At 59.6% G+C, this 14,887-nt stretch carries 16 protein-coding genes; 7 read left to right on the plus strand and 9 right to left on the minus strand.

From position 1 onward, the window contains the following. Positions 1–217 precede the first annotated feature (217 nt). A complete protein-coding gene (locus AC13QY_RS13835; RefSeq protein ID WP_069612836.1) occupies positions 218–682 on the minus strand; it encodes a chemotaxis protein CheW in 465 nt (154 codons plus the stop codon). Between the two features lie 454 nt (positions 683–1,136). Here AC13QY_RS13835 and AC13QY_RS13840 point away from each other — a divergent pair, with 454 nt between their 5' ends. Genes AC13QY_RS13840 through AC13QY_RS13850 form a run of 3 tightly spaced genes read left to right on the plus strand, consistent with a single transcriptional unit; the run spans position 1,137 to position 3,794 of the window. Continuing rightward, positions 1,137–1,739, plus strand: coding sequence for an SCO family protein (locus AC13QY_RS13840; protein ID WP_113332923.1), 603 nt, complete (start codon positions 1,137–1,139; stop codon positions 1,737–1,739). A gap of 7 nt (positions 1,740–1,746) precedes the next feature. Next, positions 1,747–2,895, plus strand: a complete 1,149-nt coding sequence (locus tag AC13QY_RS13845; RefSeq protein WP_113351976.1) for an FAD-dependent oxidoreductase — start codon at positions 1,747–1,749, stop codon at positions 2,893–2,895. A 20-nt stretch (positions 2,896–2,915) separates the two neighbouring features. Then, on the plus strand, positions 2,916–3,794 hold the full coding sequence (locus tag AC13QY_RS13850) for a 50S ribosomal protein L11 methyltransferase (protein ID WP_113351977.1): 879 nt from the start codon (positions 2,916–2,918) through the stop codon (positions 3,792–3,794). A 200-nt stretch (positions 3,795–3,994) separates the two neighbouring features. Here AC13QY_RS13850 and AC13QY_RS13855 read toward each other — a convergent pair whose 3' ends face one another. Next, positions 3,995–4,135 (minus strand): hypothetical protein, encoded by a 141-nt coding sequence (locus AC13QY_RS13855; protein WP_162711788.1) that lies wholly within the window; start codon positions 4,133–4,135, stop codon positions 3,995–3,997. 343 nt (positions 4,136–4,478) lie between these two features. On the opposite strand from AC13QY_RS13855, the gene AC13QY_RS13860 reads away from it, so the two are divergent. Then, positions 4,479–6,314, plus strand: a complete 1,836-nt coding sequence (locus tag AC13QY_RS13860; protein ID WP_113351978.1) for an aminopeptidase P family protein — start codon at positions 4,479–4,481, stop codon at positions 6,312–6,314. Positions 6,315–6,357: 43 nt separating this feature from the next. Here AC13QY_RS13860 and AC13QY_RS13865 read toward each other — a convergent pair whose 3' ends face one another. Next, positions 6,358–6,669: an AzlD family protein gene (locus AC13QY_RS13865; protein ID WP_113351979.1), complete on the minus strand. Its 312-nt coding sequence runs from the start codon at positions 6,667–6,669 to the stop codon at positions 6,358–6,360. Between the two features lie 2 nt (positions 6,670–6,671). Next, complete coding sequence (locus AC13QY_RS13870; protein ID WP_113351980.1) at positions 6,672–7,394, minus strand: AzlC family ABC transporter permease; 723 nt, start codon at positions 7,392–7,394, stop codon at positions 6,672–6,674. A gap of 234 nt (positions 7,395–7,628) precedes the next feature. Between AC13QY_RS13870 and AC13QY_RS13875 the strand changes: the two genes are divergently transcribed. Next, positions 7,629–7,880, plus strand: a complete 252-nt coding sequence (locus tag AC13QY_RS13875; protein ID WP_113352053.1) for a DUF2164 domain-containing protein — start codon at positions 7,629–7,631, stop codon at positions 7,878–7,880. Between the two features lie 7 nt (positions 7,881–7,887). Here the strand turns inward: AC13QY_RS13875 and panB are convergent, their stop codons facing one another. The 3 genes from panB to AC13QY_RS13890 all read right to left on the minus strand — a co-directional run bounded on the left by panB (position 7,888) and on the right by AC13QY_RS13890 (position 10,503). Then, complete coding sequence (panB, locus tag AC13QY_RS13880; RefSeq protein WP_152096107.1) at positions 7,888–8,709, minus strand: 3-methyl-2-oxobutanoate hydroxymethyltransferase; 822 nt, start codon at positions 8,707–8,709, stop codon at positions 7,888–7,890. 1 nt (position 8,710) lies between these two features. After that, positions 8,711–9,586 carry a pantoate--beta-alanine ligase gene (gene panC, locus AC13QY_RS13885; protein WP_113351982.1) on the minus strand — a complete coding sequence of 292 codons (876 nt, stop codon included), beginning with the start codon at positions 9,584–9,586 and terminating at the stop codon, positions 8,711–8,713. A gap of 212 nt (positions 9,587–9,798) precedes the next feature. Then, positions 9,799–10,503, minus strand: a complete 705-nt coding sequence (locus tag AC13QY_RS13890; protein ID WP_113351983.1) for an SDR family oxidoreductase — start codon at positions 10,501–10,503, stop codon at positions 9,799–9,801. 124 nt (positions 10,504–10,627) lie between these two features. Here AC13QY_RS13890 and gcvA point away from each other — a divergent pair, with 124 nt between their 5' ends. After that, positions 10,628–11,515 carry a transcriptional regulator GcvA gene (gene gcvA / locus AC13QY_RS13895; RefSeq protein WP_145632619.1) on the plus strand — a complete coding sequence of 296 codons (888 nt, stop codon included), beginning with the start codon at positions 10,628–10,630 and terminating at the stop codon, positions 11,513–11,515. Positions 11,516–11,671: 156 nt separating this feature from the next. Further along, entirely contained in the window at positions 11,672–13,069 is a 1,398-nt protein-coding gene (locus AC13QY_RS13900; RefSeq protein WP_145632622.1) for a hypothetical protein, read from the plus strand. Between the two features lie 6 nt (positions 13,070–13,075). Here the strand turns inward: AC13QY_RS13900 and AC13QY_RS13905 are convergent, their stop codons facing one another. Together AC13QY_RS13905 and pncA are read right to left on the minus strand one after the other, a co-directional pair. Then, a complete protein-coding gene (locus AC13QY_RS13905; RefSeq protein WP_145632625.1) occupies positions 13,076–14,161 on the minus strand; it encodes a glycosyltransferase family 4 protein in 1,086 nt (361 codons plus the stop codon). Positions 14,162–14,242: 81 nt separating this feature from the next. Then, a complete protein-coding gene (pncA, locus tag AC13QY_RS13910; RefSeq protein ID WP_145632628.1) occupies positions 14,243–14,866 on the minus strand; it encodes a bifunctional nicotinamidase/pyrazinamidase in 624 nt (207 codons plus the stop codon). Between the last annotated feature and the right edge of the window lie 21 nt (positions 14,867–14,887).

Here is a 14,887-nt window from a genome sequence, read left to right on the forward strand (position 1 = left end):
TCATACTCTTGGGTTGTCGAATTCCTTCTAGTTGCTTTCGGTTTGCACCTTTTTGATGCAATTTCGAAGGCGAACAGAGAGGCGACTCTCGCCCCTGTTCACGGCCTGCAAGACCGTGTGATTGGCTACACCCCTGCCAAAACCGGTTGTATAAAAAGCGATCGCCCTGGAGCTTGGCTCCAGGGCGATCTTCTTTGGGTAAGCTAACTTATTGAAATCAGGCTGCCTGTGCCAACTGATCCGCAATGACCGTATCGAGGTTGAGGAAGCAGACCATGGTCTTTTCTAATGCCACGATACCGCGGCAAAAGGCGCGCTGTGCTTCGGGGATGATTTCCGGAGCTGGCTGCAGATCTTCACTTTTGATCGACATCATATCCGAGACCTGTTCGACCAGCAGGCCGACCAGCTTGCCGGCAATATCCGTGACGATGATTGCGGAACGCTCCGAAGGTTCCGTCATCTTCATGCCGAGGCGGCAGGCCATGTCGATGACCGGGATCACGGCGCCGCGCAGGTTGATGAGGCCGAGCACGTAAGGCGGCGTATGCGGCATCGGCGTCACAGGAGCCCAGCCACGGATTTCGCGGATGGCCATGATGTCGATGCAGAACTCCTGATCGCCAAGGTGAAAGGAGACGATTTCCAGATAGGTGCCCGATTGCTTGATGGCGTTCGTCATATTCGAGAACTTCCCGTTTGGCATCGCCGCGCAAGCGACGCTCGCGATTGAAGAGAGAGATCGGCTGGAGCGGCTTGGGCAGCGGCAGCGTCCGGTGCTTCGGCGAAAGATACGCCTGGCGTTCCGGCGGGCGTCATGCCCTTCTGGAATAAAGAGGTTTGCCGCGCTTTCGGGCGGCGAGTGAGGTCGAATTCGGCCTTTGCTGCAGATGTTGGCGCGGACTGGTTAGGATTGGTTTAACATGAAAACAGATTTTGTTTCTCCGGCCCAAGAAGAGCGGCGAAATGGAGCGATCAAGGCTTGGAAAACCCCGGAACCACATACTGCGACGATTTCGGCCTCCTCTGAACATCTTCTTGAATTGCGTCCTCCACTTCGAGCCGTTACATCGGCTAGCAGGTCGATTGCACCGTGCTTTCGGCGCAATTGTCCGTATCGGTGAGGAATAGCATTCATGAGAAGCGTGCGGATTGCAGTTTGGGTGGCCGTATTGATCGTGGCCGGACTATTGGGCTGGTTTAGCTTTGGCGGCGGCAAGTCGCCGGAAGTCACGTCATCTGGGCCTTATGGCGTGCCCTTTACCCTCGTTTCGCAGAGCGGCCAGCCGATCAGCGAGCAGGCGTTCCGCGGCAAGCCGTCAGCTGTTTTCTTCGGCTATACCCATTGCCCCGATGTCTGCCCGACGACGCTGTTCGAGCTGAATGCCTGGCTGCAGAAAGTGGATCCCGACGGGAGCAAACTCAATGCCTATTTCGTGACTGTTGATCCCGAGCGCGATACGCCCGCCATCATGGACCAATATGTCTCCAACGTATCGAAGCGCATCACCGGAATTTCTGGAGACCCCGCCAAGGTGATGGATATGGTCAAGGGCTTCCGTGTCTATGCCAAGAAAGTGCCGGTCGACGATAAGCAACCGAATGGCGACTATACGATGGATCACACCGCTTCCGTCTTCCTGCTGGATTCGCAGGGCCGCTTTGCCGGAACCATCGCTTATGAGGAGGATCCGGACGTGGCGGTGAAGAAGCTGGAGAACCTGGTCAAGAAGGGATAGGACCTGCATGGGCGAGGGGACTGGTGGACAGGGAAAATCCAGATCCATCCTGATCGCAGGAGCTGGGCCGGTCGGCCTTGCCGCCGCCCTTGAGCTCGCCCGTCGCGGCTTCTCGCCGCGTATCGTCGATGACGGCATAGGTCCGACGCCGCTGCAGGAAAGCCGGGCGCTCGGCGTCAACGCCCGCACGCTGACGCTGCTATCTCCTTCCGGTGTTGCGGAGCGCATCATCGCCGCCGCGCAGCCGATCGAGCAGTTTCGGGTCCGCTCGAATAGGAAGATTCTGATCCGGCTAGATACACGAGAGGTGAAAGGTCGCTTCAGCGCTGTTTGTGCCTTGCCGCAGGGAAGTACGGAGCGTGAGCTGATGGAGGCGCTTTCGGCCTACGGCATCGCGCCTGAATGGCAGACGACAGTGATTGCGGAGGTCATATCGGACCCTCAAAAGCCGGAGCTCACGCTGCGGAGTGCAGATGGCACGTCGGAAACGGTGCGGCCTGACATATTGATCGGCGCCGACGGCGCCCATTCGGCAGTGCGCAAGGCATTAGGTGCCGGCTTCCCGGGCGAGGCGCTGGAGGCTTATTTCTATCTTGCCGATTTTCGCTATGCGGAGCCGGTCGACACGCATTTTGCCGAGATATCGCTCTTCGATCCTGGCATGGTCGGGCGCCTGCCTGTTACGACCGACATCATTCGCTATATCTCGACGCTGGAGGATTTCGAAAGCCGCATCGCTCATCCGGCCGCCATTGCCGAAAAGACATGGGCCTCGCAGTTTCGCATCCACTTTCGGCATGTCGAGCCGATGGCCAAGGGCAATGTCTTTCTTGCCGGCGACGCCGCGCATATCCATTCGCCGGCCGGCGCTCGCGGTATGAATCTCGGCATCGAAGATGCCTGCTGGCTTGCCTGGCTCATTGCGGAAGGCCGCGAACAGGAGTATTCGGCCTTGAGAGTTCCCGCCGTGAAGCAGGTTTTGAAACAGACCTATGGCTTGACGCGATTGGTGACGATGCAAAGCCCGCTGGCAGTTGCGGCGCGTAATTTCCTTGCGCCGCTATTGCTGCGCTTTGGCCCGGTCCGCCGGCAATTGCTTTGGGGTGTGGCCGGCTATGACACGCCGAAACCGCCCTGGATCGACTGGGCTGAATAAGAACGAGAAAGAGCGACGAGTTGAGTGAAATCCGCCTTTATGTGACGACGACCGAGAAGAAGGCCGGTCAGGTTCTGGACCTGATGACGCCGGTGTTCGAAGACGAAGAATTGCCGATCGCAACGACGGAGATCGATGAAAAGAACGATGTCTGGGAAGCGTCGATCTATCTCTATGCCGCAGATGAGGATGGGGTCCGCGGACGTTTCGAAGCGCTCCTGAAGCCTGCCTTTGCTGATCTCGTCATTCAAAAGGAAGTGCTTCCCGATATCGATTGGATCGCCAAGTCGCTGGAAGGATTGAAGCCGGTGCGTGCAGGCCGTTTCCTCGTGCACGGTTCGCATGATCGCGACAAGGTCGGGCCTAGTGACATCGCCATCGAAATCGAAGCCGGGCAGGCCTTCGGCACCGGTCACCATGGGACGACTGCGGGCTGCCTGGAGACGATCGGAAAGGTTGTTGCGAGCCGCCGCGTGCGCAATGCGCTCGATCTCGGTACGGGCAGCGGGGTGCTGGCGATCGCCGTGCGCAAGCTGCGCAACATTCCGGTTCTGGCAACTGATATCGACCCGATCGCCGTCCGCGTCGCGAAGGAAAATGTCCGCAGCAACGGCATCGCCTCGGGTGTCACGCTGGAGACGGCGCCGGGATTCCATTCCACGGCCTTTTCCCGCCATGGGCCGTTCGACCTGATCATCGCCAATATTCTGGCGCGCCCGCTCATCAAGATGGCGCCGCAGCTCGTGGCGCATCTGACACCGGGCGGTTCGGTCATCCTGTCGGGTATCCTTGCCGAGCAGCGGTGGAAGGTTCTCGCCGCCTATAACGGCGCCCACCTGCGCCATGTGCGCACGATCTGGCGCAACGGCTGGGTCACCATCCATCTCGACCGGCCCTAAGCCGGTCACTTCCCGCATCAACAATCGCAAATAAAAAAGGCGGTGCCGAGGCACCGCCTTCAGATCGGTTTTCACCGATCTTGCCCGCGAGCGTGTGGAGGAGGAGTGCTCAAGCGGGCTCTAAGCGTTCTGATCACAATCCGAGAGGGAGGAGGAGAACCGGATTGCGATCGACTTCGAACGCGTAGATCGTAAACTTCTTAACGGCGACCGCCGCGGCTGGCGCCGATTGCCTTTGCGGTTTCGACTTCGAGCTGACGAAGCGAGCCGACGGAGTGGCGTACGGTGCGACGCTCGCCAGCCAGCGCCGGGCTAACATATGCGGAGCGAGAGATAGGCATTGTCATAAGTCCTTGGTTTTGAGCTGGTTCTTCGTGAACCCGTTTGATGCGGCGGATATAGCGACTCGCCCGCCGACGTGGCAGGGGGGAAGCTTCATGGGAGCTATGCATGATATGCATGTTTCGTGCCGTGAAGTTGTCATATTCGAACTGGCATGCTCACGAAATGGGCGGATTCGTTAACGGCCGCAGTTGGGATAGACTGCTCTTATGTGGTGAGATGTGCCTGTAATCACGCATATCGTCCCAGGGATCGAAAATCACGTCGCACTTCCGATTGTGATGCTCTAACATACTGGCAATATTCAGTTTCACGGAATCTCCACCAGTCTCGGATCAGCTCATGTTTCAGTCTTTCGACGTCACTTCCACCCCGCAATTCGGTCGCGAGCGTGTCGCCGGTTTGCGCGCTGCCTTTGGCGATCTCGGCATTGACGGCTTCCTGGTGCCGCGGGCCGACGAGTATCAAGGCGAGTATGTGCCTAAATGCTCAGAGCGTCTCGCATGGCTTACGGGCTTCACAGGATCGGCGGGTGTTGCGCTTATCACACACTCCCAGGCCGTGGTCTTTGTGGATGGCCGGTATGTGACGCAGCTTGCCGAACAGGTGGACCGCAGCGTTTTCACCGGTGGCGATCTGGTGAATGAGCCGCCGCATGTCTGGCTGCCGCGTCATGCGAAGAAGGGCTTCCGGCTCGGTATCGATCCATGGCTGCATACGGGTGCGGAAGTGCGCCGGCTGGAAAAGGCGCTGGCTGAGATCGACGGCAAGCTCGTCTTCCTGCCCCATAATCCGCTCGACAGGCTCTGGACGGACCGGCCGGCCGAGCCGCTGGGCAATGTGATCATTCAGGACATCGCTCAGGCCGGCATCCTCGCCAAGGACAAGCTTGCAACGATTGCAAGCGGCCTGAAGGAAAAGAATCTCAAGGCGGCGCTGATTACCGACCCGTCTTCCGTCGCATGGATCTTCAATATCCGCGGCAGCGACGTGCCGCATACGCCGCATCCTCTGGCTCGCGCCATCATCTATGCCGAAGGAGAAGCGGCGCTCTTCCTCGACAAGCGCAAGACCAAGGTCGAGGCCGAAGCCTATCTCACGCAGATCTGCAAGCAGCTGCCGCCTTCCGAACTTACCAAGCGCCTGGCCGCTGCGGCTGCGAATGGCGGGCGCATACTGGTGGACCCGGATCTCGCTTCCTATGCCTTGACCGATATCATTCGTCGTGAAGGTGGAGAGGTCGTCGAGGGCAGTGATCCCGCCAAGCTGCCACGTGCCTGCAAGAATGCCGCCGAAATCAACGGATCGGCCGCGGCGCACCTGCAGGATGGGGCTGCGATGGTCGAATTCCTTTATTGGCTGGAGACGAGCAAGCCGGGAACGGTAACCGAAATCGCCGCGGCAGAAAGGCTGGAAGCCTGCCGTACCCGCGTCGGCGAAAGCATGCAGAACCCGCTCAAGGACATCTCCTTCGATACGATCTCCGGTGCCGGCGAGCACGCGGCCATCATGCATTACCGCGTGACCACGGCGAGTGACCGGCTGATCCAGGCTGGAGAGCTGTTCCTCATCGATTCAGGCGCGCAATATATCAACGGCACCACCGACATCACCCGCACCGTTGGCATCGGTGCCGTTTCCGAAGAGCAGAAACGTCTCTTCACGCTGGTCCTGAAGGGAATGATCGCCATCAGCACGGCGCGTTTCCCGAAGGGTACGCGCGGCTGCGATCTCGATCCGCTGGCGCGGATCGCGCTCTGGAAGGCAGGCGTCGATTTCGCGCATGGCACGGGCCACGGCGTCGGTTCCTATCTCTCCGTCCATGAAGGCCCGCAGCGCATTGCGCGCCTCGCCGTGCAGGAGTTGCTTCCCGGCATGATCCTGTCCAATGAACCCGGCTATTATCGTCCTGGTCACTTCGGCATTCGCATCGAAAACCTGATCTATATTCGTGAGCCGGAGGAGATCGAGGGTGGTGACATGCCGATGTTGGGCTTCGAGACTTTGACCTTCTGCCCCATCGATCGCAGTCTGGTGCTGGTGGAACTGCTGACACACGAGGAGCTGCATTGGCTGAACGAGTATCACGCCCGGACGCGCGAAGCGCTGATGCCGCTGATCCATGATCATGACGTACGGGCGTGGCTGGAAAATGCCACGCTCGCGCTCAGCCATTGAGAAATATGGACCTCATCCGATCTCGAAAGGGATGGGGTCCGTCTCAAGCGCCTATGGAATGGCGCCATGCCATGACAACGATCCATCCGGCGACCAGCATATAGGTCGATGGATAGCGCAGGCCGACAAGAAGGGCGGCAAACATTGCCACCTTCGTGTCCCAGCCACCGACGAAAAAAGCGGGTGCGACGAGGGTCGTGAGTACGGCGGCGGGCACGGCATTGAGCGCGGCTTCGACGCGTGGCGGAATGCGGGTCATCTTGACGATCAGGATATAGCCGCCGATGCGCGTCAGGAAGGTCACCACGGCTGCGGCCGCAATCAGCAGAACCATATGCGAATTGAAATCGAACATGGTCAGACCTCGTGACTTTCGTGCGCGAGATCGGGTTTGCGATTCGCTTTGACCGGCGGCAGCAAGGCCGCAAGCGTGACGCCTGCCAATGCGCCGATGCTGACATGCCAGGGCGAGCCGACATAGCGATGGGCGATGGCTGATGCCACGGCACTGACGGCCACGACAGGCAGGAAGTTGTCGCGCGTGCGGAAGCCCATGACAATGCCGAGGAAATAGACCGGCAGCAGAATATCGAGGCCGATGGCCTTGGGATCGCCGATGAAACTGCCGAGAAGACCGCCGATCAGGCTCACAACCACCCAAGGGATATAGATCACCGCCGCAAAACCAATGTACCAGGCGAAGGTTACGGGCTTGCCGCTTTCATGGCGCTTGATCGTCTCGGCGAATTGCGGGTCGACCAGCAGGAAGAAGGTGAAGAATTTCTCCACTGCGGAAAAGTGCCTGATGTAGCGAGCGATCGCCGCCGAATAGAGCACATGGCGGAAGTTCACCGCCAGGATCGACAGCACGATGAGCCAAGCCTGAACATTGTGGCCGAAGAGGTCGATGCCCACCATTTGGCTGGCGCCGGCATAGACGGTGCTGCTCATCAGAGTTAGTTCGCCGAGCGACATGCCCTCATCGCGCGCCAGCGCGCCGAAAAGGGCGCCAAAGGGTGCAGCAGCGAGGCCGACGGGAATGCCGCCCTTCAAGCCTTCAAGAAATTCCGCGCGACTCATGGTCCGCTTTGTCCTTTGTGGGAAATCCGGCGCTCTCGCCAAGATGTCGTGTCGAGGGCGGGCATTCCGCATGGAAGCAACGATGGTTGCACCCTTGCGCATTTGCTGCCGCGCTGTTCAATGGCCGGAGGTGTAAGCCGTGCCTTTAGAGCCAGCAATTGAATTTCCTTGATGGATCAATTGATTTCCTTGATCCAGCACTTGGAGCCGCTCGCAAAAATGGGAGATGGAAAGATGAAGAAGATCACTTTTGCGAAGGAGGAGAAGGCAGCCATGGTCGCCCGCCTTCAGCGCTATTTCGCCGACGAGCTGGATCAGACGCTCGGCTCGTTGCCAGCCGAATTCCTGCTCGATTTCTTCACCGCAGAGATCGGGCCTTACTACTACAATCAGGGCTTGCGGGATGCCCATGCGGCATTGATGAGCAAAATGGAGGATTTCGGCGAAGCGATCTATCTTTTGGAGAAGGAGTCGGCCAAGAGCTGAGGGCGGTTCACTTTTTTGGCTGAAACGTATGCTCAATAGCCGGGAAAGTGCGGGCCTTCACTTCCTCGGCATATGCTTCAGCCGCTTTCGAGATCATGGGCGCCAGCTCTGCGAAATGCTTGACGAAGCGCGGCTTGAAATCGTTGAACAGGCCGAGCATGTCGTCGGAAACGAGGATCTGGCCATCGCAGGCGGCAGATGCACCTATGCCGATGGTGGGAATGGCAACGGCGGCGGTAATCTCGCGGGCGAGCGGCTCGATCGTGCCTTCGATCACCATTGCGAAGGCGCCGGCCTCCGAGATCGCCTTGGCGTCACGCCGGATCTTGTCTGCTTCCTTGTCCGAGCGTCCAAGCGAGCGATAACCGCCGGTCGTATTCACCTGCTGCGGCATCAGGCCGACATGGCCGAAGACCGGAATACCGCGAGAGGTCAGGAAGGCCACGGTTTCAGCCATTTCCTCGCCACCCTCCAGCTTCACGCCATCGCAGCCGGTTTTCTTCAGGATGCGCGCGGCACTGCGGAATGCCTGCTCCTTCGATTCCTGATAGGAGCCGAAAGGCAGGTCGACGGTAACGCAGGCATGATTGGCGCCACGCATGACAGCCTTGCCGTGGGCGATCATCATCTCCAGCGTGACGCCGACGGTCGTTTCCATGCCGTAGAGTACCATGCCGAGGGAATCGCCCACGAGAAGCAGGTCGCAATGCGGATCGAGCAGACGGGCGATCGGTGTCGTATAGGCCGTCAGGCTGACGATCGGGCGCGTGCCCTTCATCGCCTCGATGGCGGCGGGCGTTATGCGCTTGGCATGTCCGACAGTGCTCATCTCAGGCGGCCTTTTCGTTGTTTGATGGCTTGCGGCCGATGACCCGGTTGTCTAGCAGACGAGTGGTACCGATGCGGACGAACAAGGCAATGAGGATTGGCTGCCCCTGCAGTTTGCTCAATGGTTCCAGCGTTTCAGGATGGCGAACGGCGGCGACTTCCACGGTCGCGAGCGGCTCCTTTTCGATGAAAGCGCGCAGCGCCTCTTCGAGTGCGGCGGGGTCATTCACCCCGAGATCATATAGTCGCTCGGCTTCCGCCAATGCCTTGGGAACGATAACCGCGGCGGCACGCTCTTCCTTCGACAGGTAGACATTGCGCGAGGAGAGGGCCAGGCCATCCGCATCGCGAACGGTCGGCACCGGTACGACCCGGACGGGCTGGGCCAGATCCTCGACCATGCGGCGGATGATCGTCACCTGCTGATAGTCCTTCTCGCCGAAATAGGCGCTGTCGGGCTGGACGATGTTGAAGAGCTTGGTGACGACGGTGGCAACCCCGGCGAAATGGCCCGGGCGAACCGCGCCTTCCAGCTCCGCGCCAAGTTTCGGCACATCGACCACCGTTTGCATTGGACGCGGATACATATCCGTGACGCCAGGTGCGAAGAGATAGTCGACACCGGCATCGCGCAACATGGCGCTGTCGCGTTCGAGATCGCGCGGATATTTCGCCAGATCCTCATTGGCGCCGAACTGCAGCGGATTGACGAAAATGGAGGTGACGACGACGTCGTTCTCGGCCTTAGCGCGGGAGACGAGTTCCATGTGGCCGGCATGCAGGTAGCCCATGGTAGGCACCAGGCCGATGCGCCTGCCGGCTTTGCGGTGTTCGCCAAGCCGTTCGCGTAGAGCGGCTATCGTGTGAACGATCTCCATCGTGGCACTCCTCCCCAAGCAATTCGTTTCCGCATTGCCCGTTTCCATCCCTAAAAATTGCCGGGACTTCTAACGTGTGCAGTGCAGAAAGGCAATTCGCCCGCGCCCGGCCAACCAAGGCGATTTAATCTCCGCTATCGCGCTCCAAACAAAATCGCTCTCCCAAGCAGTGCCTGAGAGAGCGAAGGCGAGATAATGCTGTCTTGGGTAGGCTAGACGGAGCGCATCAGGCCGCCGTCGACCTTGAGGTTTTGGCCGGTGATGTAACCAGCACCATCCGAGGCCAGGAAGGCGACGGTGGCGGCGATCTCTGCGCTGGTGCCATAGCGTCGCATCGGCACGCTGTCGCGGCGTTCTTCGGTTGCCGGCAGGCTGTCGATCCAGCCGGGCAGGACGTTATTCATCCGCACATTGTCGGCGGCGTAGGTGTCGGCAAAAATCTTCGTATAGGAGGCAAGGCCAGCCCGGAATACCCCCGAGGTCGGGAACATTGGCGACGGCTCGAATGCCCATGCCGTGGAGATGTTGATGATCGCGCCGGATTTCTGCTTCTGCATGATGGGGGCGATGAGGCGTGTCGGACGGATGACGTTCATGAGATAGACATCGAGGCCGGTGTGCCATTGCTCGTCGGTAATCTCGAGGAGCGGGGCGCGCGGGCCGTGGCCGGCGCTGTTGACGAGCACATCGATGCGCGCCCATTTTTCCATCGTCGCATCGACCAGGCGCTTGAGATCGTCGTTAGATTGGTTGGAGCCGGTAACGCCGATACCGCCAAGCTCCTGAGCCAGCGCCTCACCCTTTCCGGAGGAGGAGAGGATGGCGACATGGAAGCCATCGGCCGCAAGGCGCCTAGCGCTTGCAGCGCCCATGCCGCTGCCGCCGGCAGTGATCACAGCCACTTTTTCTATCGACATGGGTCCTTCCTCCTTCATCTCGTTCCACTGGAACCGATTGCTTCGAAACTACCGATGAAATATCATTACCCTCGCGCGAGAGCGAAGCAGATAAATTCCCGTTTGCCAGTAGAAAAACTATCGCATGAATGGTTCGCCCGGTAAACTTCCCTCTCTGAATGGCCTAAAGGCATTCGAAGTGGCTGCACGCCATCACAGCTTCAAGCTGGCGGCCGAGGAGCTGGGGGTTACGCAAGGAGCGGTGGCTCAACAGGTGAGAGGGCTGGAAGCCGAGCTGGGCGTAAAGCTGTTCGAGCGGATGCCGCGGTCTTTGGTGCTAACGGGCGAGGGGCGGGGCTATATCGCCGATATCAGGCGCGCTTTCGAAATCATCGCTCAAGCGACCAGCGACCTCGAGCCGCAACCCGTAAGGCTAACCATCAGCACCACGCCGACATTCGCATCGAAATGGCTGATCCCACGCCTGCCGGATTTTACGGCTCGTCATCCCGATCTCGATCTTCATATCCTCGCCACGGACCGTATGTCGGGCTTTCAAGCGGATGGAGTGGATCTTGCCGTTCGATATGGGCGACCGCCTTTCGGGCCGGGGTTGGCGACCGAACTGCTTTTCGAGCAAGAGATCATCGCCGTTTGCAGCCCGACGCTGCTGCATCACCGAAAGTCACCGAAGACGGCGGAAGAACTCGCCGACTACGCGCTTCTCCATGACGCCCATAATTCCTGGCCAGAATTTATCGACAAGCATTTCGGGCGGGCAGTCCACGCCTCCTATAAAGGGATCAGCTTCAACCAGACATCGCATGCGATCGAAGCGGCCATTGCGGGGCAGGGAATCGTCCTCGCCAACCGCGATTTCGTGGCGCGAGATATGGTGGAAGGCCGTCTGACGCAGGTTATCCAGGGGTCGCTAAGCGGTCCATCCGACTTCTATCTCGTCTGGCCGCGCTATCGCAAATCCGCAGCGCTTGAGACGGTGATCGACTGGATGAGGGGAGAAGCGAGCAGGTAATAGTGGATACTGCTCGGTGGTGCGACCGTGGAAGTTTTCATCGCTGGAAGGCCGCCGGCTGGCAACGTGGCGCATCAAGCGCGATCGCGCTGCCGAATGCTGCAATTGCCTTCCGGGGTTAGCGCTTTCCTCAATCTTTTCCTGTTAGCTGCCACCATGGCAAAGATCGTGGCGTTGGCTGCATATTTCTATCAGGCTGCAGTGGCTTTCGGGCTGCTGATCGTGGTGGCACATCTGCTGGCTCCGGCGGACTATGCGGCCTATTCGCTGTTCATCTCGATCAGCCAGTTTGCGGCGATCCTCTGCTTCGAGTGGGTTCGCTTTGCCTGCAGTCGCTTCTATCCGGGGCAGGGGCCAGGGAGCGAGGCACTGGAGCGCAAGGCGCTGACGGTAGAATTCGCGGCATGCTCGGCAATCTGCCTGATCGCCGCTTCCGTCTCGATCCTCTTTTCGGTCTCGGCAGAGATTGCCGTGCTTGGCGGCCTGGTTGCGATCTTCCAGGGCGGGAGCGACCTGCATCTCACCATGCTGCGCTTCCGTCAGGAATTTCGCGTCTTTTCGCGGCTGCAGGGGTCGCGCGCGACGATTCTGGCAATCGGTACGCTTGCGGGCACCGCCGTTGCTCCGACTTTCACATGCACCGTCATCGGTCTGATGGCCGGCTATCTTGCCTATGGGCTCCTTGCCGCTTTTCTGAGCCGCAACAGTCTTCACGAGGCGGCTTCGTTCGAGAAGGCGCTGGTACGTAAGCATTTCGTCTATGGCAGCGTTGCCGCGAGCGCCTCCATTATCGGCATGTTGACGCCGTTGGGATTGAAATCGATCCTCACGGCCTCGCTGGGAGCGGGTGGCGCTGCCGGCGCACTTCTGGCGCTTGATCTGCTGCAGAGACCCTTCGTCCTGATCGTCTCTGCGCTGCAGGCCATTCAATATCCCGATGTCGTCACGACCTATGATCGCGATGGGCGAACCCCTGCCTTTGCCAAGCAGCTTGGGGAATATTACTCGCTGCTGACCGGTTTGACGCTGATAACCGCCGCCGGCATTTTCGCGCTGCTGCAGCCGGTCGGGCAATTGGTCATTGCCGCCGGTTTGCGCAAGGAGTTTCTTGCCGTCGCCCCCTTTGTCATCGGCCTTGCGACATGCCGCGCGCTGACGGCCAACATGATGCCCACCCCGGCGCATCTGCAGCATCGGCTATTGACGATCTTCCTGCTCGCGGCGCTGGATTGCGCGCTGCTGAATGCGGGCACGCTCATCGGAGGCTATCTCGGTTCCTTCGGCGATGCTGCCCTCATGGCCGGCGGCATGATTGGCGCGCTTTGTGCCATGACGATCGGCGTCAAGGTGATGATGTCTCTTGCCTTCGATTTCGTCTGGCCGCCCGTCGTTCTGTCGGGCATCGGGCTGGCCCTGCCGGTGCTGGCAACTGCCGGTTTTGGCTATTCGCTCTGGACATCTGTGGCTATCGGCGTTGTCGGGGGTGCGCTCTTCTGCCTGCTCGGCCTCTACAGCTATTTTGTCACCATGTTCCGGCCGCAGTCCCGGTCCTGAAATCTCTTAGAGATCTTCCAAAATGGACAGGACGCGATCTGCGCTGCCATCCCAGGAGAAGCGCGTAACGTTCTCATGGCCGCGTCGACGCAGATCCTGGCGCAATGTCTCGTCCGTCGCGATCCGCCGCATGGCGGAGACAAGTTCGTCCTGTCGGAAGGGATCGAAGTAGAGCGCGGCATCGCCCGACGCCTCACGCACGGCAGGAATATCGGCCGCGAGCACCGGGCAGCCCTGGGTCATCGCCTCCAGCGGCGGGATACCGAAACCTTCGTAAAGGCTCGGGAAAACGAAAGCTGTGGCATGGCGCTCCAGGGCGGCGATTTCTGCATCGGCGAGCCTGCCGGGGAAGAGCATGCTGTCGCTCGATTGCTGGTTGTCCGATTTGAACACGGTCGGTGCGGAGCCGCCGACGACCACGAGCTTCTGATTGATATCCTTGAGCGCCTCGAAAGCGCGAATGGCGAAATCGAGGTTCTTGTTCGGCTTCATCGTGCCGACGAGTAGGAAGAAGCCGTTGGTTTTCAGACCAAGCCGCTGCATGACGGCCTCATCCGGCTCGATGGCGGCATAATGATCGACGGCATTGTAGACGACATCGATACCAGTCGATGGCACCCGGAATACCGAGGCGAGCTCCTGCCGCGAGAATTCGGAGACGGTACCGATCTTAGCGGTGCGCGTCAGCACGGTTCCAAGGGCGCCATGCAGCAGGCGGTAGCTGCGCTTGAAGGACTGCGGATGGCGGAAGATCGTCACGTCATGGATGACGACGGCCTGGCGGCGATGCAGAAGTGGGCCGCTGCCGCCAAAGCCGATGAGCCGACTGCCGCGCGAGTGTGAAAGCAGCGCTGTTTGCTCCCAGAGATGGCCGGGGCCGGAACCGAAACTATCGATTTCTATCGCCGAAAGCCTCATATCGACAGGCGTATTGCGCGGCACCGCCAAACGCCAGCGCACCCCTTTCAGGGAGGCAGGCAGTGCGCCTGAGGAGATCTTGCGATCGAGCGCCAGGGTCAATTCGCGCGCAAAGCGCTGTACACCGGACAGAGGCTGGCCGAGAAAACGCCCGTTGATGACAATCGACTGCACGCTAAAGATCCCGATATCTTACTGACAGGGAATAGCTTGCACCATTTTATTTAGAGAAGGTTTAGCTTGCTTCGCGCGATTTTACGCAAGCGCGTCCTTGCTGCTGGCAATGGTGACGCCGCGGGCTCGCATCTCGTCGATTGCCGATTTTACGCCGGCGGGATCGATGCCTCGGCTGGCGTCTTCGATGAAGCGGACTGTGACGCCGGGCAGCATTTCAACGGCATCGAGCGCCGAGAACTTGACGCAATAATCGGTTGCCAGCCCGCAAAGGTCGAGTTCGGTGACGCCTTTGTTGCGTAGATAGGCGGCCAGTCCGGTGAGGGCAGCCTGATCGTTGTCGCGGAAGGCGGAGTAGCTGTCGACGGCGGGATTCTGGCCTTTTTGCTGGATGAAATCGACGGCGGCCATATGGAGATCGGGACGGAACTCGGCATCTTTGCTGTTCTGAACGCAGTGGTCGGGCCACATCATTTGCGGCTTGCCCGAAAGCATGCCGATTTCAAAGGGTTTCTTGCCGGGATGGGAGGAGGCGAAGCTGCCGTGACCAGGCGGGTGCCAATCCTGTGACGCGACGATGAGATCGTATTTGCCGCTATCAATGAGCTGGTTGGCGACGGGCACCACCTGGTCTCCCTCTGGAACTGGAAGGTTACCGCCAGGGCAGAAGCCGTTCTGGATGTCGATGAGCAGCAGCGCTTTCATGAGACCTGTCCTTCCGTTTTG

The sequence above is a fragment of the Martinezella sp. CNPSo 3795 genome, assembly GCF_057784475.1.